Annotated in this window: 21 protein-coding genes; 17 read left to right on the top strand and 4 right to left on the bottom strand. The window is 55.9% G+C overall.

Going from position 1 to position 25,030, the window contains the following annotated elements:
* Window positions 1–259: 259 nt before the first annotated feature.
* The 4 genes from PVZ80_RS05825 to PVZ80_RS05810 form a co-directional block, all read right to left on the bottom strand.
* Window positions 260–1,000 (bottom strand): YciK family oxidoreductase, encoded by a 741-nt coding sequence (locus PVZ80_RS05825; protein WP_016704371.1) that lies wholly within the window; start codon window positions 998–1,000, stop codon window positions 260–262.
* 38 nt (window positions 1,001–1,038) lie between these two features.
* A complete protein-coding gene (gene mupP, locus PVZ80_RS05820; RefSeq protein WP_007932213.1) occupies window positions 1,039–1,710 on the bottom strand; it encodes an N-acetylmuramic acid 6-phosphate phosphatase MupP in 672 nt (223 codons plus the stop codon).
* Between the two features lie 4 nt (window positions 1,711–1,714).
* On the bottom strand, window positions 1,715–2,413 hold the full coding sequence (gene ubiG / locus PVZ80_RS05815) for a bifunctional 2-polyprenyl-6-hydroxyphenol methylase/3-demethylubiquinol 3-O-methyltransferase UbiG (protein WP_007932212.1): 699 nt from the start codon (window positions 2,411–2,413) through the stop codon (window positions 1,715–1,717).
* A gap of 64 nt (window positions 2,414–2,477) precedes the next feature.
* On the bottom strand, window positions 2,478–3,809 hold the full coding sequence (locus tag PVZ80_RS05810) for a TRZ/ATZ family hydrolase (RefSeq protein WP_273863522.1): 1,332 nt from the start codon (window positions 3,807–3,809) through the stop codon (window positions 2,478–2,480).
* Between the two features lie 108 nt (window positions 3,810–3,917).
* Between PVZ80_RS05810 and mtnA the strand changes: the two genes are divergently transcribed.
* From mtnA to PVZ80_RS05725, 17 genes are all read left to right on the top strand, one after another.
* Window positions 3,918–4,994, top strand: a complete 1,077-nt coding sequence (gene mtnA, locus PVZ80_RS05805; RefSeq protein ID WP_009050169.1) for an S-methyl-5-thioribose-1-phosphate isomerase — start codon at window positions 3,918–3,920, stop codon at window positions 4,992–4,994.
* A 354-nt stretch (window positions 4,995–5,348) separates the two neighbouring features.
* Window positions 5,349–8,018, top strand: coding sequence for a DNA gyrase subunit A (gene gyrA, locus PVZ80_RS05800; RefSeq protein ID WP_009050168.1), 2,670 nt, complete (start codon window positions 5,349–5,351; stop codon window positions 8,016–8,018).
* A gap of 64 nt (window positions 8,019–8,082) precedes the next feature.
* Window positions 8,083–9,168 (top strand): 3-phosphoserine/phosphohydroxythreonine transaminase, encoded by a 1,086-nt coding sequence (serC, locus tag PVZ80_RS05795; protein ID WP_009050167.1) that lies wholly within the window; start codon window positions 8,083–8,085, stop codon window positions 9,166–9,168.
* A complete protein-coding gene (gene pheA / locus PVZ80_RS05790; protein WP_009045010.1) occupies window positions 9,168–10,262 on the top strand; it encodes a prephenate dehydratase in 1,095 nt (364 codons plus the stop codon). Before serC ends, pheA begins: the two co-directional genes overlap by 1 nt.
* 10 nt (window positions 10,263–10,272) lie before the next feature.
* A complete protein-coding gene (gene hisC, locus PVZ80_RS05785) occupies window positions 10,273–11,385 on the top strand; it encodes a histidinol-phosphate transaminase (protein WP_273863521.1) in 1,113 nt (370 codons plus the stop codon).
* Between the two features lie 28 nt (window positions 11,386–11,413).
* Window positions 11,414–13,621, top strand: a complete 2,208-nt coding sequence (locus PVZ80_RS05780) for a bifunctional prephenate dehydrogenase/3-phosphoshikimate 1-carboxyvinyltransferase (protein ID WP_273863536.1) — start codon at window positions 11,414–11,416, stop codon at window positions 13,619–13,621.
* On the top strand, window positions 13,618–14,307 hold the full coding sequence (gene cmk, locus PVZ80_RS05775) for a (d)CMP kinase (RefSeq protein WP_007931317.1): 690 nt from the start codon (window positions 13,618–13,620) through the stop codon (window positions 14,305–14,307). The genes PVZ80_RS05780 and cmk overlap by 4 nt, the downstream gene beginning before the upstream one ends.
* 121 nt (window positions 14,308–14,428) lie before the next feature.
* Complete coding sequence (rpsA, locus tag PVZ80_RS05770; protein WP_007931318.1) at window positions 14,429–16,123, top strand: 30S ribosomal protein S1; 1,695 nt, start codon at window positions 14,429–14,431, stop codon at window positions 16,121–16,123.
* 201 nt (window positions 16,124–16,324) lie between these two features.
* Window positions 16,325–16,606 carry a hypothetical protein gene (locus PVZ80_RS05765; RefSeq protein ID WP_198919222.1) on the top strand — a complete coding sequence of 94 codons (282 nt, stop codon included), beginning with the start codon at window positions 16,325–16,327 and terminating at the stop codon, window positions 16,604–16,606.
* A 183-nt stretch (window positions 16,607–16,789) separates the two neighbouring features.
* On the top strand, window positions 16,790–17,092 hold the full coding sequence (ihfB, locus tag PVZ80_RS05760) for an integration host factor subunit beta (RefSeq protein ID WP_273863520.1): 303 nt from the start codon (window positions 16,790–16,792) through the stop codon (window positions 17,090–17,092).
* 23 nt (window positions 17,093–17,115) lie between these two features.
* A complete protein-coding gene (locus tag PVZ80_RS05755) occupies window positions 17,116–17,358 on the top strand; it encodes a LapA family protein (RefSeq protein WP_273863519.1) in 243 nt (80 codons plus the stop codon).
* Window positions 17,359–17,846: 488 nt separating this feature from the next.
* On the top strand, window positions 17,847–19,289 hold the full coding sequence (locus PVZ80_RS05750; RefSeq protein WP_273863518.1) for a mannose-1-phosphate guanylyltransferase/mannose-6-phosphate isomerase: 1,443 nt from the start codon (window positions 17,847–17,849) through the stop codon (window positions 19,287–19,289).
* Window positions 19,290–19,413: 124 nt separating this feature from the next.
* On the top strand, window positions 19,414–20,796 hold the full coding sequence (locus PVZ80_RS05745; RefSeq protein ID WP_273863517.1) for a phosphomannomutase: 1,383 nt from the start codon (window positions 19,414–19,416) through the stop codon (window positions 20,794–20,796).
* A gap of 145 nt (window positions 20,797–20,941) precedes the next feature.
* Window positions 20,942–22,054, top strand: a complete 1,113-nt coding sequence (gene gmd, locus PVZ80_RS05740) for a GDP-mannose 4,6-dehydratase (RefSeq protein ID WP_273863516.1) — start codon at window positions 20,942–20,944, stop codon at window positions 22,052–22,054.
* Entirely contained in the window at window positions 22,005–22,994 is a 990-nt protein-coding gene (locus PVZ80_RS05735; RefSeq protein WP_273863515.1) for an NAD-dependent epimerase/dehydratase family protein, read from the top strand. Before gmd ends, PVZ80_RS05735 begins: the two co-directional genes overlap by 50 nt.
* Window positions 22,991–24,208, top strand: a complete 1,218-nt coding sequence (locus PVZ80_RS05730) for a hypothetical protein (RefSeq protein ID WP_273863514.1) — start codon at window positions 22,991–22,993, stop codon at window positions 24,206–24,208. Before PVZ80_RS05735 ends, PVZ80_RS05730 begins: the two co-directional genes overlap by 4 nt.
* Window positions 24,205–25,029, top strand: a complete 825-nt coding sequence (locus PVZ80_RS05725) for an ABC transporter permease (protein WP_273863513.1) — start codon at window positions 24,205–24,207, stop codon at window positions 25,027–25,029. The genes PVZ80_RS05730 and PVZ80_RS05725 overlap by 4 nt, the downstream gene beginning before the upstream one ends.
* Window position 25,030 lies beyond the last annotated feature (1 nt).

Below are 25,030 nucleotides of genomic sequence, written 5' to 3'. Positions count from 1 at the left end.
TCTAATCCGCTTTAGAGCCCGTTATAAGCCCCGACCCGATCGCCGCCGAGTTTCGCCAATACACTGCCTATCTGAGGGAGGTTAGAGCGAAAGGCGTGCCATTTGCTTCATCTGAGCAAAATGCTTTTGAATTCAGATGGTTGGCTGACAGTGCCGAGGTTTGGCGTAGCCAAGGGTGGCATTTGTCTGGCGATGGCTCGGCAAAGGCCGGCGAAGAAAGGAGCGCCGCGACGGTATTCCGCCGCGGCCAAAGAAAGGATTACTGGGCGTCGAATGCCTGGCCGTTGATCCCGCTACTGTCCGGACCCATGAGGTACAGGTAGACCGGCATGATCTCCTCGGGGGCCGGGTTGTTGCTCGGATTTTCCCCCGGGTAGGCCTGGGCGCGCATGCTGGTGCGGGTAGCGCCTGGATTGACGCTGTTGGCGCGCACCGGTGCGACGCCGTCGACTTCGTCGGCCAGGGTTTGCATCAGGCCTTCGGTGGCGAACTTCGAAACGCCATAGGCGCCCCAGTAGGCACGGCCCTTGCGGCCAACGCTGCTGGAGGTGAACACCACCGAGGCGTCCTGGGACAGCTTGAGCAGCGGCAGCAGGGTACTGGTCAGCATGAACATAGCGTTGACGTTGACTTGCATCACACGCATGAAGTTCTCGCCCGACAGCTGTTCCAGCGGCGTGCGTGGACCAATGATCGAGGCGTTATGCAGCAGGCCGTCGAGGTGGCCGAACTCGGCTTCGACCATGGCGGCCAGTTCGTCGTACTGGTGCGGCAGGGCGGTTTCCAGGTTGAACGGAATCACCACCGGCTGAGGATGGCCGGCGGCTTCGATCTCGTCGTAGACCTGGGTCAGGTTGGCTTCGGTCTTGCCCAGCAGCAGCACGGTGGCGCCGTGGGCGGCGAAGGTCTTGGCGGCAGCGGCACCGATGCCGCGGCCAGCGCCGGTGACCAGGATGACCCGATCCTTGAGCAGTTCGGGGCGGGCGGAATAATCAAACATAAAAACCTCGGGAAATCAGAAGCGAAAGCCTGGGCCGGTCAGCAGCTGCACAGCGCCTGATCCAGGACCTGGCGCAGTTCCAGTGGGTGATCGACCACCACGTCGGCGCCCCAATGCTTGGGATTGTCGTCCGGATGGATGTAGCCGTAGGTCACGGCGGCGGTCCTGGTGCCTGCATCGCGGCCCGATTCGATGTCGCGCAGGTCGTCGCCGACGAACAGGACGCTGGCCGGGTCGAGGTCGAGCATCTTGCACGCGAGGATCAACGGTTCCGGATCGGGTTTACTGTTCTTTACGTGATCCGGACAGATCAGCAGGGCGGAACGTTCCGCCAGGCCCAGCTGCTGCATGATCGGCTCGGCAAAACGCACCGGCTTGTTGGTGACCACGCCCCAGAGCAGATTGGCCTTCTCGATATCGGCCAGCAGCTCGGCCATGCCGTCGAACAGCTTGCTGTGCACCGCGCAATGCTTGAGGTAGCGCTCGAGGAACTCCAGGCGCAGTTCCTCGAAGCCCGGGGACTCCGGGTCCATCGAGAAGGTCACGGCCACCATCGCCCGGGCGCCGCCGGAGATTTCGTCACGAATATGCTTGTCCGCGATCGGCGCCAGGCCGCGGTCGGCGCGCATGGCCTGGCAGATGGCGATGAAGTCCGGCGCGGTGTCGAGCAGGGTGCCGTCCATGTCGAAAAGAACTGCTCTGATACGCATGGGCTTATTCCTCTCGCAGGGTCTGGATCATGTAGTTGACGTCGACGTCGGCGGCCAGCTTGTAGTGCTTGGTCAGCGGGTTGTAGGTCAGGCCGATGATGTCCTTGACGGTCAGGCCGGCGTCGCGGCTCCAGGCACCCAGTTCGGAAGGGCGGATGAATTTCTTGAAGTCATGGGTGCCGCGTGGCAGCAGCTTCATGATGTATTCGGCGCCGATGATGGCGAACAAGTAGGCCTTCGGATTGCGGTTGATGGTGGAGAAGAACACCTGGCCGCCGGGCTTGACCATGCGGAAGCAGGCGCGGATCACCGAGGACGGGTCCGGTACGTGCTCGAGCATCTCCAGGCAGGTGACGACGTCGAACTGCTCGGGCATCTCCTCGGCCAGGGCTTCGGCGGTGATCTGCCGGTATTCGACGTTCACCCCGGACTCCAGTTGATGCAGCTGTGCCACCGCCAGCGGGGCCTCGCCCATGTCGATGCCGGTTACCGTGGCGCCGCGCTGGGCCATGGCTTCGCTGAGGATACCGCCGCCGCAACCGACGTCGAGGACTTTCTTGCCGGCCAGGTTGACGCGCTCGTCAATCCAGTTGACCCGCAGCGGGTTGATATCGTGCAGCGGCTTGAATTCGCTTTCGCGGTCCCACCAACGATGGGCGAGGGCTTCGAATTTGGCGATTTCGGCGTGGTCGACGTTGCTCATGGGTAATCCTCTGAATCTGGAAAATGCTTGCTATCGGTCTCGAGCCGCGGCTCGAGGGTTCCTGCTATTCGGTATGGCCGCTGATGCGCCGGCCCCAGGCTGTCGCCGTGGCGTGCAGCTGTTGTTCGTCCAGGCGCGTCAGGCGCCGGTCGTCGAGCAATTGCTTGCCGGCGACCCAAAGGTGTTTCACGCAATCGCGGCCGGTGGCATATATAAGCTGCGAAACCGGGTCGTAGATCGGTTGCTGCGTCAGGCCAGACAGGTCGAAGGCCACCAGGTCCGCGGCCTTGCCGAGCTCCAGCGAGCCGATTTCGCTCTCCAGGCCCAGGGCCCGCGCGCCGTTGAGCGTGGCCATGCGCAGTGCCTGGTGGGCATTCAGGGCGGTGGCCGAGCCCGCCACGGCCTTGGCCAGCAGCGCGGCGGTGCGGGTTTCGCCGAGCAGGTCCAGGTCGTTGTTGCTGGCGGCCCCGTCGGTGCCTACTGCAACATTGACGCCAGCCTGCCACAGCCGTTCCACCGGGCAGAAGCCGCTGGCCAGTTTCAGGTTCGACTCCGGGCAATGAATGACATTGCTGTTGGTTTCTACCAGCAAAGCCAGGTCGTCATCGCTGATTTGGGTCATGTGTACGGCCTGGAAGCGCGGCCCGAGCAGTCCCAGCCGCGCCAGGCGGGCCAGGGGGCGTTCGCCGTGCCGGGCGATGGCCTGTTCCACCTCGAAGGCGGTTTCATGGACATGCATATGAATGGATGCATCGAGTTCTTCGGCAATGATCCGGATCTTCTCCAGGTTTTCGTCGCCGACCGTATAGGGCGCGTGGGGGCCGAAGGTGATCTTGATGCGCGGATGATGCTTGAGGTCGCTGAACAGCTCGACGCCCTGGCGGATGGCCTCGTCGGCGCTGTGGGCGCCCGGAATCGGAAAGTCGAGGATCGGAATGGCGATCTGCGCCCGAATGCCGCTGTTGTGCACGCGCTCGCTGGCAACCTTCGGGAAGAAGTACATGTCGGAAAAACAGCTGATGCCGCCTTTGAGCTGTTCGGCGATGGCCAGGTCGGTACCGTCGCGGACGAAGGCTTCATCGACCCATTTGGCTTCGGCGGGCCAGATGTGGTTTTCCAGCCAGGTCATCAGCGGCAGGTCGTCGGCCAGGCCGCGGAACAGGGTCATCGCCGCGTGGCCGTGGGCATTGATCAGGCCGGGGCTGAGCAGCATGCCAGGCAGCTCGCGGACCTCGGCAGCCTGCAGCTTCAAGGCGTCGGCACGCGGGCCGATGAACACGATGCGGCCGTCGCGGATACCCAGGCCGTGCTCCTTGAGCACTACGCCGGCCGGTTCAACAGGCACCAGCCAGGTCGGCAACAGGAGTAGGTCGAGCGCAACGACAGGGTTCGGCATCGAAGATCGGTTCCAGGGCGTTTGTGGAGGATGGCGAAGTATACCCGAGCGTCTTCGCCGGGGGATCGCTATAATCGGCGGCTTTTGTTCATGAGTGCGGGGTGAGGGATGCGCGACCGACTGTTGGCTGCGGAGAAGGTGAAGGCCATCGATTGGCGGGATGACGCCCTGTATCTGCTCGATCAGCGTATTTTGCCCTTCGAAGAACGCTGGATCGCCTACACCAGCGCGGCGGGCGTCGCAGGCGCCATTCGCGAAATGGTGGTGCGTGGTGCGCCGGCGATCGGTATCAGCGCCGCGTATGGCGTGGTCCTGGCCGCGCGCGCGCGTTTTGCCGCCGGTGGCGACTGGCAGGCGGCGATGGAGGAAGACTTTGCGCTGCTCGCCGATTCGCGCCCGACCGCGGTCAACCTGTTCTGGGCGCTGAACCGCATGCGTGAGCGCCTGGAGCGCCTCAAGGGCCACGCCGACCCGCTGGCGGTGCTGGAAGCGGAAGCCCTGGCCATTCATGAAAGCGACCGCGAAGCCAACCTGACCATGGCCCAATTAGGTGTTGACCTGATTCGCCGGCATCAGGGCAATGCCCAGGCCATCCTGACCCATTGCAACACCGGCGCCCTGGCGACCGGAGGCTTCGGCACGGCCCTGGGGGTGATTCGCGGGGCCTTTATCGAGGGGATGGTCGAGCGGGTGTATGCCAATGAGACCCGTCCCTGGCTGCAGGGCTCGCGGCTGACCGCCTGGGAGCTGGCCAACGAAGGCATCCCGGTGACCTTGAATGCCGACTCCGCCGCTGCGCACATCATGAAAACCAAGGGCGTGACCTGGGTGATCGTCGGTGCCGACCGCATTACTGCCAACGGCGACGTGGCGAACAAGATCGGCACCTATCAGCTGGCGGTCAATGCGATGCACCACGGGGTGCGTTTCATGGTGGTCGCGCCGAGTTCGACCATCGACATGGCCCTGGCCAGCGGCGAAGACATTCCGATCGAAGAGCGTGATGGCAAGGAGTTGCTCGAGGTCGGTGGCAAGCGGGTCGGGGCGGATGTGGAGGCCTACAACCCGGTATTCGACGTCACCCCGGCGGACCTGATCGACGCCATCGTCACCGAGAAAGGCATCGTCGAGCGTCCCGACACCGCAAAAATGGCCCAGTTGATGTGCCGCAAGCGCCTGCACTGAGGTCATTTTGCAAAAAGTTTCGCTGGCGGCTGTCGAGGGACGGTCGTCAGTCCGGAAAAAATCCGCATTTATGCGCGAAATCCGCCTCTGAGCTTCTCTCGTCTCTTATCAGCCTGTCATCGGTCAACTAACTATGCTCCATGCGCATCAGGGGGATAGGTGCGTGGCGGCGATTGTGATAACATCCGGCGGTTTCCAAGGTGGTCCGAAGTGACCGCCTTCACTGCGCAAATCCATGGCATAACTTGTTGATTTGTCGTAAGTCGGTGCATGGCACTAGGCCTGCAGCGGCGAGCTTCGTTCGTCCCATATGGATGTGACGAAGTTTCACCAGAAAAAGGAATCAGGCTTCTCATGGGCGAACTGGCCAAAGAAATCCTCCCGGTCAATATCGAAGACGAGCTGAAACAGTCCTATCTCGACTACGCGATGAGCGTAATCGTCGGGCGGGCACTGCCTGATGCGCGCGATGGCTTGAAGCCCGTGCACCGGCGTGTGCTGTACGCGATGAGCGAGCTCGGTAACGACTGGAACAAGCCGTACAAGAAATCTGCCCGTGTTGTCGGTGACGTGATCGGTAAGTATCACCCGCACGGTGATACCGCGGTGTACGACACCATCGTTCGTATGGCCCAGCCATTCTCCCTGCGCTACCTGCTGGTAGACGGCCAGGGTAACTTCGGTTCGGTCGACGGCGACAACGCGGCGGCCATGCGATACACCGAAGTGCGCATGACCAAGCTGGCGCACGAGCTGCTGGCCGACCTGCACAAGGAAACCGTGGACTGGGTGCCGAACTACGACGGCACCGAGCTGATCCCCGCGGTCATGCCGACCAAGATCCCCAACCTGCTGGTCAACGGCTCCAGCGGTATCGCCGTGGGCATGGCGACCAACATTCCGCCGCACAACCTCGGCGAAGTCATCGACGGTTGCCTGGCGTTGATCGACAACCCGGAACTGACCGTCGATGAGCTGATGCAGCACATCCCGGGCCCGGATTTCCCGACTGCGGCGATCATCAACGGTCGCGAAGGCATCATCGAAGCCTACCGTACCGGTCGCGGACGCATTTACATGCGTGCCCGCTCGATCATCGAGGACATCGACAAGGTCGGTGGCCGTCAGCAGATCGTCATCACCGAGCTGCCTTACCAGTTGAACAAGGCGCGTCTGATCGAGAAGATCGCCGAGCTGGTCAAGGAGAAGAAGCTCGAAGGCATCACCGAGCTGCGCGACGAGTCCGACAAGGACGGTATGCGCGTGGTGATCGAGCTGCGCCGTGGCGAAGTGCCGGAGGTGATCCTCAACAACCTCTACGCCCAGACCCAGCTGCAGAGCGTGTTCGGTATCAACATCGTTGCGCTGATCGACGGTCGTCCGCGGATCCTCAACCTGAAGGACCTGCTGGAAGCCTTCGTGCGTCACCGTCGTGAAGTGGTGACCCGCCGCACTGTGTTCGAACTGCGCAAGGCTCGTGAACGTGGCCACATTCTCGAAGGCCAGGCCGTTGCCCTGTCGAACATCGACCCGGTCATCGCCCTGATCAAGGCTTCACCGACCCCGTCGGAAGCCAAGGAAGCGCTGGTCAGCACGCCTTGGGAATCCAGCGCGGTGATGACCATGGTCGAGCGCGCCGGCGCGGATTCCTGCCGTCCGGAGAACCTCGATCCGCAATACGGTCTGCGCGACGGCAAGTACTTCCTGTCGCCAGAGCAGGCACAGGCCATCCTGGAACTGCGTCTGCACCGCCTGACCGGCCTCGAGCATGAAAAACTGCTGGCCGAGTACCAGGAGATCCTCAATCAGATCGGCGAGCTGATCCGCATCCTCAACAGCGCCACGCGCCTGATGGAAGTGATCCGCGAAGAGCTGGAAGTGATTCGCGCCGAATACGGCGATGTGCGTCGCACCGAGATCCTCGATGCCCGTCTCGACCTGACCCTGGGCGACATGATTCCGGAAGAAGAACGCGTCGTGACCATTTCCCACGGCGGTTATGCCAAGACCCAGCCGCTGGCTGCGTACCAGGCCCAGCGTCGTGGCGGTAAAGGCAAGTCGGCAACCGGCGTCAAGGATGAGGACTACATCGCTCACCTGCTGGTGGCCAACAGTCACACCACGCTGTTGCTGTTCTCCAGCAAGGGCAAGGTCTACTGGCTGAAAACCTACGAAATTCCCGAGGCTTCCCGTGCCGCCCGCGGCCGTCCGCTGGTCAACCTGCTGCCGCTGGACGATGGTGAGTACATCACCACCATGCTGCCGGTCGAGGAATACACCGAAGGTCACTACATCTTCATGGCGACCGCCAACGGCACCGTGAAGAAGACCCCGCTGGAATCCTTCAGCCGTCAGCGCAGCGTCGGTCTGATCGCGCTGGAACTGGACGAGGGCGATGTGCTGATTTCCGCCGCGATCACCGATGGCGAGCGCGAAGTCATGCTGTTCTCCGATGGCGGCAAGGTGACTCGCTTCAAGGAGTCCGACGTTCGTGCCATGGGCCGTACCGCCCGCGGTGTGCGCGGCATGCGTCTGCCGGAAGGGCAGAAGCTGATCTCCATGCTGATCCCGGAAGAAGGCAGCCAGATCCTCACCGCTTCGGCGCGTGGTTATGGCAAGCGTACGGCGATCACCGAGTTCCCTGAGTACAAGCGTGGCGGTCAAGGCGTTATCGCCATGGTCAGCAACGAGCGTAACGGCCGTCTGGTCGGCGCGGTCCAGGTGCTCGACGGCGAGGAAATCATGCTGATTTCCGACCAGGGCACCCTGGTGCGCACCCGGGTCGACGAAGTGTCCAGCCTGGGTCGTAACACCCAGGGCGTGACCTTGATCAAGCTGGCTAACGACGAAACGCTGGTAGGCCTTGAGCGGGTTCAGGAGCCGTCCGAAGTCGAAGGCGACGAATTGGAAGACGAAGATGGCGAGGTGCTCGAGGGCGCCGTGCTGGATGCGGCGACCGACTCGGATGATGCCGTCGAAGGCCAGCAGGCTGACGCCGCAGGCGAAGAAGAGTCGCAAGACTAAATAAATCGTAGCAGGGCAGAGTGTTTGCTCTGTCCGCTACCGTGAATGCATAGCGAGAGTGGATGTGAGCAAACGAGCCTATAACTTCTGCGCAGGTCCCGCTGCGCTACCTGAAGCTGTCCTGTTGCGTGCCCAGGCCGAATTGCTGGATTGGCATGGCAAGGGCCTGTCGGTCATGGAGATGAGCCATCGCAGTGATGAGTTCGTCTCCATCGCCACCAAGGCCGAGCAGGATCTGCGTGATCTGCTGAATATCCCCTCGAACTATAAAGTGCTGTTTCTGCAAGGCGGCGCCAGCCAGCAATTTGCTCAGATCCCACTGAACCTGCTGCCGGAAAATGGCACTGCCGACTATATCGACACCGGTATCTGGTCGCAGAAAGCCATTGAAGAAGCCTCGCGCTACGGCCATGTCAATGTGGCTGCCACCGCCAAGCCTTACGATTATTTCGCCATCCCTGGTCAGAACGAATGGCAGCTGTCGAAAGACGCGGCCTACGTGCACTACGCGCCGAACGAAACCATCGGCGGCCTGGAATTCCAGTGGGTCCCGGAAACCGGCGACGTTCCGCTGGTGGCCGACATGTCCTCCGACATCCTCTCGCGCCCTGTGGATATCTCCCGTTTCGGCATGATCTACGCCGGCGCGCAGAAAAACATCGGCCCGAGCGGCATCCTGGTCAATATCGTTCGCGAGGACCTGCTGGGTCGCGCGCGCTCGCTGTGCCCGACCATGCTCGACTACAAGGTCGCGGCGGATAACGGCTCGATGTACAACACTCCACCGACCCTGGCCTGGTACCTGTCCGGCCTGGTGTTCGAGTGGCTCAAGGAGCAGGGTGGGGTGGAAGCCATCGCCAAGCTCAATGACGTCAAGCAGCGCACCCTGTACGACTTCATCGACGCCAGCGGCCTGTACAGCAACCCGATCAACAAGTCGGACCGCTCGTGGATGAACGTACCGTTCCGCCTGGCCGATGACCGTCTGGACAAGCCGTTCCTGGCCGGTGCCGACGCGCGTGGTCTGTTGAACCTCAAGGGTCACCGTTCGGTAGGCGGCATGCGCGCCTCCATCTACAACGCCGTCGACATCAATGCGGTCAACGCGCTGGTGGCGTACATGGCAGAGTTCGAGAAGGAACACGGCTAATGTCTGAGCAAGAACTCAAGGCACTGCGCCTGCGCATTGACGCTCTGGACGAGAAAGTCCTGGAGTTGATCAGTGAGCGTGCGCGCTGCGCCCAGGAAGTCGCGCGAGTAAAGATGGCCTCGCTGGCCGAAGGCGAAGTGCCGGTGTTCTATCGTCCTGAGCGTGAAGCTCAGGTGCTCAAGCGGGTGATGGAGCGCAACCAGGGGCCGTTGGGCAACGAAGAGATGGCGCGGCTGTTCCGTGAAATCATGTCGTCCTGCCTGGCGCTCGAGCAGCCGCTGAAAGTGGCTTACCTCGGTCCGGAAGGCACCTTCACCCAGGCTGCAGCCATGAAGCACTTCGGTCACGCGGTGATCAGCAAGCCGATGGCGGCGATCGACGAGGTGTTCCGTGAAGTGGCGGCGGGTGCGGTGAACTTTGGCGTGGTGCCTGTGGAAAACTCCACCGAGGGTGCGGTCAACCACACCCTCGACAGTTTCCTGGAGCACGACATGGTGATCTGCGGCGAGGTCGAGCTGCGTATCCACCATCATCTGCTGGTCGGTGAAAACACCAAGACCGACAGCATCAGCCGCATCTACTCTCATGCCCAATCCCTGGCGCAGTGCCGCAAGTGGCTGGATGCCCATTATCCGAATGTCGAGCGGGTTGCGGTTTCCAGCAACGCCGAAGCGGCCAAGCGGGTCAAGGGCGAATGGAACTCGGCGGCCATCGCCGGCGACATGGCGGCGAGCCTGTACGGCTTGACCCGTCTGGCCGAGAAAATCGAGGATCGCCCGGACAACTCCACGCGCTTCCTGATGATCGGCAACCAGGAAGTACCGCCGACCGGCGACGACAAGACCTCGATCATCGTTTCCATGAGCAACAAGCCTGGCGCTCTGCATGAGCTGCTGGTGCCTTTCCATGACAACGGCATCGATCTGACGCGTATCGAAACCCGGCCTTCGCGCAGCGGCAAGTGGACCTATGTGTTCTTCATCGACTTCGTCGGCCACCATCGCGATCCATTGATCAAGGGTGTGCTGGAAAAGATCAGTCAGGAAGCAGTGGCACTCAAGGTGCTGGGTTCCTACCCGAAAGCGGTTCTCTGAGGCTTTAACAATGAGTGGCGACTTCCTCGCTCTGGCGCAGCCGGGCGTGCAACAACTTTCGCCTTACGTTCCGGGCAAGCCCGTGGACGAACTGGCACGCGAGCTGGATATCGATCCGGCGAAAATCGTCAAGCTGGCGAGCAACGAAAACCCGCTGGGCGCCAGCCCCAAGGCGCTGGCGGCGATTCGCGAAGAGCTGGCCGAGCTGACACGTTACCCAGATGGCAATGGCTTTGCGCTCAAGACCCTGCTGGCCGAGCGCTGTGGCGTCGAGCTGGCGCAGGTCACCCTGGGTAACGGTTCCAACGACATTCTGGAACTGGTTGCCCGAGCCTATCTGGCGCCTGGCCTGAATGCGGTGTTCAGCGAACACGCCTTTGCGGTCTACCCGATCGTTACCCAGGCAGTGGGCGCCGAAGCCCGCGTGATTTCGGCCAAGGACTGGGGGCATGACTTGCCGGCCATGCTGCAGGCCATCGATGCCGATACCCGGGTGGTCTTTATCGCCAACCCGAACAATCCGACCGGTACCTGGTTCAGCGCCGAGGCGCTGGACGAGTTCCTCCAGGACGTACCGGCGCATGTGCTGGTAGTGCTGGACGAGGCGTACATCGAATATGCCGAAGGCAGCGATCTGCCGGATGGCCTGGATTTCCTGGCGGCCTATCCGAACCTGCTGGTTTCGCGAACCTTCTCCAAGGCCTACGGCCTGGCCGCGTTGCGGGTGGGTTATGGCTTGTCGACTCCGACAGTGGCTGATGTGCTCAATCGCGTTCGCCAGCCATTCAACGTCAACAGCCTGGCCCTGGCGGCGGCGTGTGCGGCGCTGGAGGATACCGATTACCTGGCCGAGAGCCGTCGTCTGAACGAGGCGGGCATGCAGCAGCTGGAAGCCGGTTTCCGGGAGCTGGGCCTGAGCTGGATCGCTTCCAGGGGCAACTTCATCGCGGTGGATGTCGGGCGGGTTGCCGCGCCGGTGTTCCAGGGCTTGTTGCGTGAAGGGGTGATCGTGCGTCCGGTGGCCAACTACGGCATGCCGAATCACCTGCGCGTGACCATTGGCCTGCCGGCTGAAAACACGCGTTTCCTCGAGGCTTTGGCCAAGGTTCTGGCTCGTGGTTGATGTCATTCCAGTGCAACCTGCGGTGCCTATGATCGGTCGCCTGGTGGTAGTCGGTCTGGGACTGATCGGCGGTTCCTTTGCCAAGGGCCTGCGTGAAAGTGGCGTATGCCGCGAGGTGGTCGGCGTCGATCTCGATCCGCAATCGCGCAAGCTGGCCGTTGAGCTGGGCGTGGTGGATCGCTGTGAAGAAGACCTGGCGCTGGCGTGCCAGGGCGCTGACGTGATCCAGCTGGCGGTACCGATTCTGGCCATGGAAAAGCTACTGGCGATTCTGGCCGGCATGGATCTGGGGCAGGCGATCCTGACCGATGTCGGCAGCGCCAAGGGCAATGTGGTGCGAGCGGCGACCGAGGCTTTTGGCGGCATGCCGCCGCGCTTCGTCCCGGGGCATCCGATCGCCGGTTCCGAGCAGAGTGGGGTGGAGGCCGCCAATGGCCAGTTGTTCCGTCGCCACAAGGTGATCCTGACACCGCTGGAACAGACCGACCCGGCAGCGCTGGCGGTGGTCGACAAGCTCTGGCGAGAGCTGGGGGCCGATGTCGAGCATATGCAGGTCGAGCGCCACGATGAAGTGTTGGCGGCGACCAGTCATCTGCCGCACTTGCTGGCGTTCGGTCTGGTCGATTCGTTGGCCAAGCGCAGTGAAAATCTGGACATCTTCCGCTACGCTGCGGGCGGTTTCCGTGATTTCACGAGAATCGCCGGTAGTGACCCGGTCATGTGGCACGATATCTTCCTCGCCAATCGCGAAGCTGTCCTGCGCACACTCGATACATTTCGCAACGACCTCGACGCCTTGCGCGACGCGGTCGATGCAGGGGATGGGCACCAGTTGTTGGGCGTATTCACTCGCGCCCGGGTTGCTCGCGAGCATTTCAGTAAAATCCTGGCCCGTCGGGCCTATGTGGACGCTATGAACTCCAATAACCTGATTTTCCTGGCAAATCCTGGTGGCCGCCTGACTGGGCGGATTCGTGTACCAGGCGACAAGTCGATTTCTCACCGTTCGATCATGCTCGGCTCCCTGGCTGAAGGTACTACCGAAGTCGAAGGCTTCCTCGAGGGCGAGGACGCCCTGGCGACGCTGCAGGCTTTCCGTGACATGGGCGTGGTGATCGAAGGCCCGCACCATGGTCGCGTGACCATTCATGGCGTTGGCCTGCATGGCCTGAAGCCGGCTCCGGGACCGATCTATCTGGGCAATTCCGGCACCTCGATGCGTCTGCTGTCCGGCCTACTGGCTGCGCAGAGTTTCGATAGCGTGCTGACGGGTGATGCTTCGCTGTCCAAGCGTCCGATGAATCGCGTAGCCAATCCGCTGCGCGAGATGGGGGCGGTGATTGAAACTGCCGCGGAAGGGCGTCCGCCGATGACCATCCGTGGCGGTCACAAGCTCAAGGGCCTGACTTACACCATGCCAATGGCCAGTGCCCAGGTTAAGTCCTGCCTGCTGTTGGCTGGCCTGTACGCCGAGGGCAAGACCACGGTGACTGAGCCTGCGCCAACCCGTGATCACACCGAGCGCATGCTGCGTGGTTTCGGTTATCCGGTGGCGGTCGACGGCGCCACGGCCTCGGTCGAGTTCGGTGGCAAGCTGCAGGCGACCCATATCGAGGTGCCTGCGGATATCTCCTCGGCGGCCTTCTTCCTGGTGGCTGCGTCCATCGCCGAAGGTTCCGAGCTGGTGCTCGAGCACGTTGGCATTAACCCGACTCGTACCGGGGTAATCGATATCCTGCGCCTGATGGGGGCTGATATCAGCCTGGAGAACCAGCGGGAAGTCGGCGGCGAACCGGTGGCGGACCTGCGTGTTCGCGCAGCGAAGCTCAAGGGGATCGATATTCCGGAAGAACTGGTCCCGTTGGCGATCGACGAATTCCCGGTGCTGTTCGTTGCCGCGGCCTGTGCCGAAGGGCGTACCGTGCTGCGTGGCGCTGAAGAGCTGCGGGTCAAGGAGTCCGACCGTATTCAGGTGATGGCGGATGGCCTGCTGGCCCTGGGCGTCAAGTGCGAGCCGACGCCGGACGGTATCATCATCGATGGCAGCCAGATTGGCGGCGGCGAAGTGCACGGGCATGGCGACCACCGTATCGCCATGGCGTTCAGCGTGGCCTCGTTGCGCGCCAATGCGCCAATCCGCATCCATGATTGCGCCAACGTTGCCACGTCCTTCCCGAACTTCCTCGCATTGTGCGCGCAGGTCGGCATTCGCGTTGCGCAAGAGGCTCAGTCGTGAACATCAAGGCACCCGTCATCACCATCGATGGGCCAAGTGGCTCGGGCAAGGGCACTATCGCCGGGATTCTGGCCAAGCGCTTGGGTTGGTGTCTGTTGGATTCCGGTGCCTTGTACCGTTTGCTGGCTTTTGCTGCGCGCAATCATGGTGTCGACTTGACCAATGAGGAATCGCTGAAACTGTTGGCGGCTCATCTGGATGTGCAGTTCGTCGGCGCGACCGAAGGTCATCCGCAACGCATCATCCTGGAGGGTGATGACGTCACCGACGATTTGCGCAACGAGCAGGTGGGCGCCTGGGCATCCCAGGTTGCTGCGCTGCCGGCCGTGCGCGATGCGCTGCTGCAGCGTCAGCGGGCTTTTCAGGAGCCGCCGGGACTGGTGGCCGATGGGCGCGACATGGGGACAGTGGTATTTCCCGATGCGCCCCTGAAGATATTTCTCACTGCCAGTGCCGAGGAACGTGCGCGCCGCCGTTACTTGCAGTTGAAGGGAAAAGTCGATGGTGTTAGTCTGTCGAGTCTGCTAGATGAGATTCGTGCGCGCGATGAGCGTGACACCCAGCGAGCAGTCGCCCCGCTCAAACCGGCGGTTGACGCGATACAGCTGGATTCCACGGAGTTGTCCATCGAGCAGGTGTTGGAACGCATCCTGAGTGAAATCGCCATTCGCGATATCGCCGGGTGACCAAGGAGGAGCGCAGGGGACCAGTCATAGTCCTGCGGTCCTTCTTTTATATGAACGTAACCCACATTGTCTGGGATGTGGCAGATGGGCGTATTCTTCGCCCTTATCAACAGGAATTAAAATGAGCGAAAGCTTTGCGGAACTCTTTGAAGAAAGCCTAAAAACCCTGAACCTTCAGGCAGGCTCCATCATCACCGGTGTTATCGTCGACATCGACTACCAAGCGCGTTGGGTAACCGTTCACGCTGGTCTGAAGTCTGAAGCGCTTATCCCGCTTGAGCAGTTCTACAACGATGCTGGCGAACTGTCCATCAATGTTGGTGATGAAGTTCACGTTGCTCTGGATTCGGTTGAAGACGGCTTTGGCGAAACCAAGCTGTCCCGTGAAAAAGCCAAGCGCGCTGAATGCTGGATCGTTCTGGAAGCAGCCTTCGCAGCCGAAGAAGTGGTCAAGGGCGTTATCAACGGTAAGGTTAAAGGCGGCTTCACTGTCGACGTTAACGGCATCCGTGCGTTCCTGCCAGGTTCTCTGGTTGACGTCCGTCCAGTGCGCGACACCACGCACCTGGAAGGCAAAGAGCTCGAGTTTAAAGTCATCAAGCTCGACCAGAAGCGCAACAACGTTGTCGTTTCCCGCCGTAGCGTCCTCGAGGCCGAGAACTCCGCTGAGCGTGAAGCTCTGCTGGAATCCCTGCAGGAAGGTCAGCAAGTCAAAGGTATCGTCAAAAACCTCACCGATTACGGCGCATTCGTCGATCTGGGTGGCGTCGATGGCCTGCTGCACATCACCGACATGGCTTGGAAGCGTATCAAGCATCCTTCCGAAATCGTCAACGTTGGCGACGAGATCGATGTCAAGGTTCTGAAGTACGATCGCGAGCGCAATCGTGTTTCCCTGGGCCTGAAGCAACTGGGCGAAGATCCATGGGTCGCTATCAAAGCCCGTTACCCAGAAAGCACTCGCGTTACCGCTCGTGTAACCAACCTGACCGACTACGGCTGCTTCGCTGAGCTGGAAGAAGGCGTTGAAGGTCTGGTGCACGTTTCGGAAATGGACTGGACCAACAAGAACATCCATCCTTCGAAAGTCGTACAAGTCGGCGACGAAGTGGAAGTTATGGTTCTGGACATCGACGAAGAGCGTCGTCGTATCTCCCTGGGCATCAAGCAGTGCAAATCTAACCCATGGGAAGATTTCTCTGGCCAGTTCAACAAGGGCGACAAAATCTCCGGCACCATCAAGTCGATCACCGATTTCGGTATCTTCATTGGTCTGGACGGTGGCATCGACGGTCTGGTTCACCTGTCCGACATCTCCTGGAACGAAGTGGGCGAAGAAGCCGTACGCCGCTTCAAGAAGGGCGACGAGCTGGACACCGTTATCCTGTCGGTTGACCCGGAGCGTGAGCGCATCTCCCTGGGTATCAAACAGCTGGAAAGCGATCCGTTCTCCGAGTACGTTCAAGAGAACGACAAGGGTGCAATCGTTAAGGGTGTTGTAAAAGAAGTTGACGCCAAAGGCGCCATCATCACCCTGGCCAACGATATCGAAGCGACTCTGAAAGCCTCCGAAATCAGCCGTGACCGCATCGAAGATGCTCGTAACGTCCTGAAAGAAGGCGAAGAAGTTGAAGCCAAGATCATCAGCGTTGACCGTAAGAGCCGTGTAATCCAGCTCTCGATCAAGTCGAAAGACGTTGAAGACGAGAAAGAAGCTATCCAGAGCCTGCGCGACAAGCCAGCTGCTTCGGATATCGCTGCTGGTCCTACCACTCTGGGCGACCTGCTGCGTGCACAGATGGAAAAGCAGAACTAAGTTCTGTCAGACCATAGAAAAAGGGCGACTTCGGTCGCCCTTTTTTGTGTCTGCGATTTGGGTTCTGGCTTGCATCTGTCAAGGGGGAAACCAATAGAGTCATTCGGGTGTCTATTTTCTTAAGCGGATCAATAACCTATTCAGGGCTAGGCTTGCTTGAGCTGAATGATGGTGGGGCGATTGCCCGGTATAAGGAAGTAGATGAAAAATCTCATTGTGGTTTTTGCGGTTCTAGTCTTGGTGGGTTGTACGACCAACGCCAAGGTCCATGCGATCCGTGGTGTCAGCGGCATCGAGATCGACTGCTCCGGTCTTGGGGCTGGATGGGGCAAGTGCTACAGGCGCGCTGAGCGTGAATGCAAGGGGGATGGCTACAAAGTCATCACCAGATCCAGTGATGCCAAAGACGAAGAGGGTGACTATCCCTTTGGTTGGAATCCTGCGGGGTACCTCACGCGGACCATGCTTGTCATATGCCGCTAGTAGGATGGCGTGGAGGAAGGTCGAATTGCCGTTGGGTTTTCGTTCCGCGTGCTGTTGAATGCCTTTGCTTGTGGCGTTTTCGCAAGGTGGGAGATAAGTCAATGCTTGGGCTGTTCAAAATCCCCCGGTCGTGCTAAAACCTTTGAAGCGCTTATCTAGCTGCTTGAAAAAGAAGGGAAAAATATGACGAAGTCGGAGTTGATCGAACGAATTGTCACCCATCAAGGGCTACTCTCATCCAAGGATGTGGAACTGGCCATCAAGACCATGCTTGAGCAAATGTCCCAGTGCCTGGCAACCGGAGATCGTATCGAGATTCGGGGCTTTGGTAGCTTCTCTCTGCACTATCGTGCGCCGCGTGTAGGTCGTAATCCGAAGACTGGTCAGTCTGTCAGTCTCGACGGAAAATTCGTTCCTCATTTCAAACCAGGCAAAGAGCTTCGGGATCGGGTGAATGAGGATGAAGAGGGCGAAGTTCACGTTTGAGCGGGCAGGTAGAGGAGAGGGGTGTGCGTAATCTGAAAAAGCTGCTGCTGGTGCTGATCGTATTGGTGATTGTGGCTGTCGTGTTGTTGTTTGTGCTGGAGAATCAGCAAAACGTGGTTTTGGTGTTTTTGGGTTGGGCTGGGCCGCAACTGCCTGTCTCGATGCTGGTGTTGGCGGCGTTTTTAGTGGGATTGGCGATCGGACCGGTACTGGCTGCCGTCACTGTATCGAGGCGTCGCAGGCTGAGTATCGGTAGGGCGTTGTAGTGGCCTAAGAGGTGGCAAGCCAATGCTGTCGATGCAATACAGCTCATGCCCTTTTTCTTCCGATCGTCGCATAATCATCGTCAATGAAAGCGGTAGGAAGACCCAGTGTGCATAATGTTGTGGTCGGGCTATCTGGGTATTGGCTACCTAGGATGATGTGTAACTTTCTCGGAATGTGTCGGCTGGCTATCAAGTTGTATTGGCGTTATCAATGATGTCGCTTTTTTATGTGCCTGATGGCTATGGCTCGCATTCTCATTGCTATGCTCATCTTCCTGACGTTGCGCGTGCAAGCTTCGGCCAATATTCTCTGATATTCTTGCAATTCTGCCAGCGTTGGCTCGGAGCAATCAAGCGACGGTAAGGTAGTGTGTAAAGTAAGTTCGTTCAGTGAGGGCTAGTGGCATATTGCTAGAGCTCCGCTGAAAAAATATGACTGTAGCCAGCTCAGATCTACCATCTTCGAGTGGCGGTTAAGGATTCAAAATATGGAATTGATCCCGGTAATTCTATCCGGTGGTGTTGGTAGTCGCTTGTGGCCTGTTTCTCGTGAGACTCATCCAAAGCCTTTCATGGCCTTGCCGGATGGGCAGAATCTGATTCAGAAAACCTTCCTGCGTGCATCGAAGCTTGAAGGCGTGGTTGAGGTGTTAACCGTCACTAATCGCGAGCTTCTGTTCAAGACCGAAGATGAATATCGCGCCATCCATGGTAATGGTCTGGCACAAGGGTACATCCTTGAACCCTTTGGCCGTAATACGGCTGCGGCCGTTGCAGCTGCGGCCTTGCATTTGAAAGAGGTCCATGGTCTTGATGCTTACATGCTGGTGCTGGCCGCTGACCACTTGATTCAAGATGAAATTGCTTTTGCCGATGCAGTGGCAAATGCTATCAAGCTAGCCGCCAAGGGGTGGTTGGTGACCTTCGGTATTCAGCCCCAGTATCCTGAAACCGGCTTCGGTTATATCGAGGCGGCCAAAGGTGCTGCACTTGAAGGTGGTTTGCAGGTCGAACGCTTTGTTGAAAAGCCAGATTTGAAAACTGCCGAGTCCTATATTGCCGCCGGTAACTATTTCTGGAACTCAGGAATGTTCTGCTTCCGTGTTGGTACTGTACTAGATGAGTTGCAGAAACATGCTCCAGAAGTGCTCGCTGCTGTGGCTCTGACCTTGGAGCAATCGCGCCTTACTGCTGCCACTGGGTATAGTTGTTTGGCGTTGGACGCTGGTTCCTTTGCCAATGTTCCGGATATCTCTATCGATTATGCGTTGATGGAGCGCTCCTCTAAAGTTGCTACTATCCCGTGTGATATTGGTTGGAGCGATATTGGTTCTTGGAATGCTGTCAGTGAGCTTACTGCGGCGGATGACCAGGGGAACCGCTTTGAAGGTGAGGTGTTCTCCCATGGTTCGCGCAACAATTACGTCAACAGTGAAGGACGCTTGACTGCATTGGTTGGTGTTGAGGATCTGTTGGTTGTCGACACTCCAGATGCTGTTCTGATTGCTCATAAGGATCATGCCCAGGATGTGAAACATATTGTGGGGCGGCTGAAGGCTCAGGGGCACCATCTACATCTGCTTCACCGTACCGTTCATCGTCCATGGGGTACCTATACTACTTTGGAGAGCGGTGAGCGTTTCAAGATCAAGCGTATTGTGGTCAAACCCGGCGCCTCCTTGTCGTTGCAGATGCATCACCACCGTAGCGAACATTGGATCGTCGTCAGTGGCATGGCAGTGGTTGTCAATGACGCCCAAGAGCTGATGCTCAACACTAACGAATCCACCTTTATTCGTGCAGGTCATAAGCATCGTCTGAAAAATCCAGGTGTGATCGATTTGGTGCTGATCGAAGTGCAGAGCGGTGATTATCTAGGGGAAGATGATATTGTGCGCTTTGAAGATAATTATGGTCGAGTTGATAAATAATTAATTCCGGACCGGATATGGGGCAACCTCAGTCTCTGGCTGGGAGTGGCAATATGCTCCTAGGGAAACCACTCTTGGTATTACTGACTTAGAGTGGTATCGGATATTTCAGTTGGTGAATAGTATGTATCCTCCTATCATGGCACAATGTTTCAAGGCTTATGATATCCGTGGGCAGGTTCCGGCCCAGCTCAATGATGATATCGCCTATCGCATAGGGCGCGCACTCGTTGCTGAGTTGCAGGGAAAGAACTTTGTGGTTGGTCGAGATATGAGGCTGGAAAGCCCATCTCTAGCCGCGGCGCTTGTTCGGGGGATTACTGAGGCTGGCGCCAATGTAATTGATATCGGGCTTTGTGGTACAGAAGAAGTCTATTTTGCCACTGGTTACTATCAGGTCGACGGTGGAGTAATGATTACCGCAAGTCATAACCCAAAGGGTTATAACGGTATGAAGTTGGTGCGAGAGGGGGCTCGTCCTATCAGTGGTGATACTGGTTTGGATGCAATTCGCGTACGTGTCAATAATGGTGATTTAGGTGAGGCCTCAGCAACTAAAGGAACGGTTCGCCAAACCTTCAGCAAGGTCGCCTATATCGATCATCTGTTGACCTATATTGATGTTAATGCGCTGAAGCCTCTAAAGATCCTAGCTGATCCAGGTAATGGTGCCGCTGGTCCAGTATTGCGCGCGCTAGCTAAAGGGTTGCCGTTTCATTGGGTGTTCATTAATGATGAGCCTGATGGCAACTTTCCAAATGGGGTACCCAACCCACTACTACCTGAGAATCGCAAGCTGACAAGTGAGGCTCTGGTAGCTAACCAGTGTGATTTGGGGTTGGCCTGGGATGGTGATTTTGATCGCTGTTTCTTCTTCGACGCCGATGGTCGCTTCATTGAGGGGTACTACCTAGTAGGCTTGCTGGCCGAAATGCTGCTCAAGCAGCACCCGGGTGGTAAAGTCATTCACGATCCGCGGCTGACGTGGAATACCATCGAGCAGGTGGAGTTGGCAGGTGGTGCAGCTGTTCAGAGCAAGACTGGGCATGCGTTCATCAAGGAGCGTATGCGTGAAGAGGATGCGCTATATGGTGGGGAAATGAGTGCTCACCACTATTTTCGAGATTTCTCATACTGTGACAGTGGGATGATCCCTTGGTTGTTGGTGGCAGCATTAATGTCTTCGACAAATAAAATGTTGGCTCATTTGGTCGATGAAAGAATCTCCAAATATCCTTGTAGTGGAGAAATTAACTACAAGGTCGAAAATGCTCAGGAAATCATTCAGCGTATAAAAGAATTCTATTCTGTGCTGGACCCCTCTCTGGATGAGACTGATGGCATTAGTCTTGAGTTTTCTGATTGGAGGTTTAATTTGAGATCATCCAATACAGAGCCTCTTTTGCGTCTCAATGTTGAAACGCGTTCTGATGCTGCTTTGTTGGCTGTACGGGTTGCTGAGCTGGAAGGTCTGATTAGTCCGAAACCGTCATCCTTGGCTTGCTGAGGGGGCGGATGGCTGGGCGTGTATACAGCATACGGTAGTGATCGATACCATTTTTTTGGTGAAGGTCGCTACAGCTGGTATTATTTTGCAGTTGGATGACTGCCTAGGTTCTGAGTTGCTGGTGAAGTAACTAGAAATTATTAGAATGCTGCTGAGGGATTGTATTTTGACTAAGAAAAAAGCGCTGATTACGGGTATTACAGGCCAAGATGGTGCCTATCTTGCGGAGTTTCTGCTGGCTAAAGGCTATGAGGTTCATGGTATCCGTCGTCGGGCCTCGATGTTCAACACTCATCGTATTGATCATCTCTACCATGACCCGCACAGCAAAGGTTATGATCTAACCCTTCATTACGGTGATTTGACCGACTCCTCGAGCCTCATTCGTATCGTTCAGCAAGTTCAACCAGATGAAGTTTATAACTTGGCTGCTCAAAGCCATGTAGCTGTTTCATTTGAGGAGCCTGAGTACACCGCAAACTCTGATGCCTTGGGCACTCTGCGTCTTTTGGAGGCCATCCGTATTGCTGGCCTTGAGAAGAAAACACGCTTTTATCAGGCTTCGACCTCTGAGCTGTACGGGCTGGTCCAAGAAATCCCTCAAAAAGAGACGACACCGTTCTATCCGCGTTCTCCCTACGCGGCGGCAAAGATGTATGCCTACTGGATTACTGTCAACTACCGTGAATCCTATGGTATCTATGCTTGTAACGGTATTTTGTTCAATCATGAATCCCCTATTCGTGGTGAAACATTTGTAACTCGTAAAATTACCCGCGCATTGGCGCGTATTAAGCTAGGTCTTCAAGAGTGCCTGTACTTGGGGAATATGGATGCGCTACGTGACTGGGGTCATGCGCGTGATTATGTAGAGATGCAGTGGCTTATGCTACAGCAGGAAAGTGCTGAAGATTTTGTTATCGCTACTGGTGAGCAGCATTCAGTAAGAGAGTTTGTTGAAATTGCCGCTAATGAAATTGGTATTAAAATTCGTTGGGAAGGCAAAGATGTTGAAGAGAAAGGCTTTGACGATGCGACTGGTAAGTGCATTGTTGCTGTAGATCCGGTTTACTTCCGTCCTGCTGAAGTTGAAACTCTGCTAGGGGACCCAAGCAAGGCCAAGAATAAGTTGGGTTGGTCTCCAACCACTAGTTTCTATGAGCTTGTTCAAGAAATGATTCGCGAAGATCTAAAAGAAGCTCAACGTGATGAGTTGGTTAAACAGCACGGATTTAAATACTTTAATCATCATGAATAAGATCAATCAGAATTCTAAAGTTCTGGTTACTGGTGCAGGGGGCGGCCTTGGAAAGGCCGTCCTTTCCGCTTTGCGGAGTCAAGGGTATCAGCATGTGCTGTCACCAACACGCCAGGAACTTGATTTGTTAGATAGCCGTGCCGTTGAGGATTATTTTTCGCTTCATCGGCCTAGTGCTGTTATTCACTTGGCATCTGTTGTGTTCGGTTTGTTAGGGAATCTTGAGAACCAAATGCGTTCTCTGATGGAAAACTCTCTAATCAATGCAAATATATTCTCTGCGATCTGTAAGTATCCCGTGGATTATATGTTTTTTGCAGGCACCGTTGCAGCATATGCATACCCCTATAAAAATATTCCTTTGATTGAGAAGGACTTTTTTGATGGGCTGCCTCATGGTGGTGAGTTTGGATATGCTATGTCGAAACGACATGCGTATGCATATCTAAAGGTTCTAAAAGATACTCAGGATTTTAGATTCAATTATGGGGTCTTCACAAACCTCTATGGTGAAAATGACCGATTTAATGACAGCTCCGGTCATGTCATTCCCTCGCTTATTATGAAGGCATATAAAGCACATAAGGAAAATTTACCTTTTTCTGTATGGGGTGATGGCACTGCGGAGCGTGATTTTCTTCATTTTGACGATGCTGCAGCTGCGATTCTTCTGTGTATGGAGTGCGAGCAGTCATCAGATATAATCAATATATCCAGTGGTACAGCAACTACGATTCGCCAATTGACCGAGTTGATTTGTAAACAGGTTGGATTGACGAATATTGAGTTCCAGACAGATAAACCTGTAGGTATTCAATCTCGCGTTGTCAATAACACACAGTTGAAGGCTCTCGGTTTTTCACAATCTGTAGATCTTGAACTGGGCATTCAGCGTTTGTATCGCTGGTATTCTGAAAATGTGATAGGGGTTCGTGCGTGACCAGCATGAGAATGGCAATTGTATCTAGTTATTCCGAGAGCTGCGGTAACGCAGCTTTTACTCGTGTTGTTCATGATAGTATTGAACATTTTCATAGTAATATTGAAGTTGAAGTAGTGGAGTTGGATCTGAAACTGCTTCAATCTATAAATAATGCTGTCAGAAACAAGGCAAATGAACATATTCTTGATATATGTTCTCGATTGAAAACCTTCGACCTGGTCAACATCCAAATGGAGGCAGGTTTATACGGCACACTGCCAGGGGACATTGTCAGTCGCTTCAAGAAATTAGTTTCTGCAAATAAGAATACAAGCGTCACTTTACATTCTCCACGTTTGATTGCCGCAGCCCAGTCTGGTACTAGAAGTGCAATTAAGAAGTTTTTGCATTTTGATATTAAAGGTGGTTTTAAGGACTTAATAGGCGATAAATACGCTGAAGTCCATATTAATATAAACAAGAAAATTGTTGCTGCTGCTATAAAAAATAACGCGAGATTGATTGTTCATACTCGTCGCTCGGAAAAGCAAATTCTGGATTTTTTTTCATATGATAATGTTTCCGTACACCCGCTGAAGATGGTGCCTTTTGACTATAAACGTAATAGTGATACGTTTGATAGGATTGTGCATCAGGCGGATTTTATGGAAAAAGACGTTCTCATTGGGATGTTTGGGTATATTAGTGCCTATAAAGGGCATAAAGATGCCTTGAAAGCATTAGAGCTGCTTCCGAATAACTATAAGCTGCTTATTTTTGGGCGGCAGCATCCGCAGACGTTGAAGGCTAATGGAGTTGTTGACTCTTACCTTGATAGTCTCATTAGTATGGTCAACAAGAGCAAGCTGCTTCGGGGGCGTGTTTTCTTTATGGGGGAGCTCGAAGATCAAGCTTTTCTTGATGTTGTAAGTAATGTTGATATTTCGTGGCTGCCTTACTACGAAAATGGTCAAGATGGTTCTGGTATTGCATCAATCTGTCTTGACTTGTCTCCTAGGGTTTTGTGCTCTACATCATTTGCGTTTGATGAATTGTTTCGCTTGGTTAAATATAACAACGTAATGCGATTCGATATAGGTAACACTTTAGAAATGGCAATTAAAACAAAAATGTTTGTTAAGTCTGATAAGGAAGAAGGGCCATTTTGCGATGAGACAGAGTACAGCCTCAAGTCTCAAGCTGCTAGATACGTTGGAGGTGCCTCCATTTGAGTTCTGAAAGTGTATTGGCGTCTACATCGCCGTCTATTTCTCTTAAGGAGGGTGTCCAAGACATCTTCCTTGGGCTGCGACGGATAAAAATGGCATTCTTTTTCGCCTGGGGGGATACTAAAGCGCGCTATAGAAGAAGTGCGCTCGGGCCATGGTGGATGGTATTAAGTACTGCTGTAAGCGTAGCAGGTTTAGGTTTTCTGTGGAGTATGTTGCTCAAGGATGATCCGGTTAAACTTGTCCCATCATTAACGGTTGGTTTGGTTGTTTGGCAGTTCTTATCTGGTTGTATTTTGGAATCACCTTCAACATTTTCTAGAAATGCGCATTTTATACGAAATATCAGAATCCCGTTTTTTATATTTCCTCTTCAACTGTTAATGCGACAGCTTATCAATCTTGGCCACAATGCAGTGGTTTTGGTTGCTGTTGTTGCTTACTTTAATTTTTCATTTGATTTGAATCAACTCTTGGTGATACCTGGTTTGCTTTTGGTTTTGCTTAACTTGGGGTGGATAACTCTCTTACTGGCAATGATGGGGGCTCGTTTTCGAGATCTAGAACAGATAATCGGAGCTATCATGCCGCTTATGTTTTTTCTAAGTCCAGTTATCTATAGGCCGAACCAGTTGGAATTTGGCCAGGGAATCGTATGGGCTAACCCATTTAGTTATTTTATTACGTTGATTCGTGACCCTATTTTAGGTGCGGTTCCACCATTGTTTGTTTATCAAGTTAGTGTTGCAGCTTTAGTGATTGGCGGACTGTTCACCGTCTATCAATTTGGTAAACATCGTCGTCACATTTCCTTTTGGGTTTAAT

It is taken from the genome of Pseudomonas sp. B3G-3, assembly GCF_028640915.1.
Lineage (GTDB): Bacteria > Pseudomonadota > Gammaproteobacteria > Pseudomonadales > Pseudomonadaceae > Aquipseudomonas > Aquipseudomonas chlororaphis_I.
This window is presented reverse-complemented; position numbering and strand designations above follow the sequence as displayed.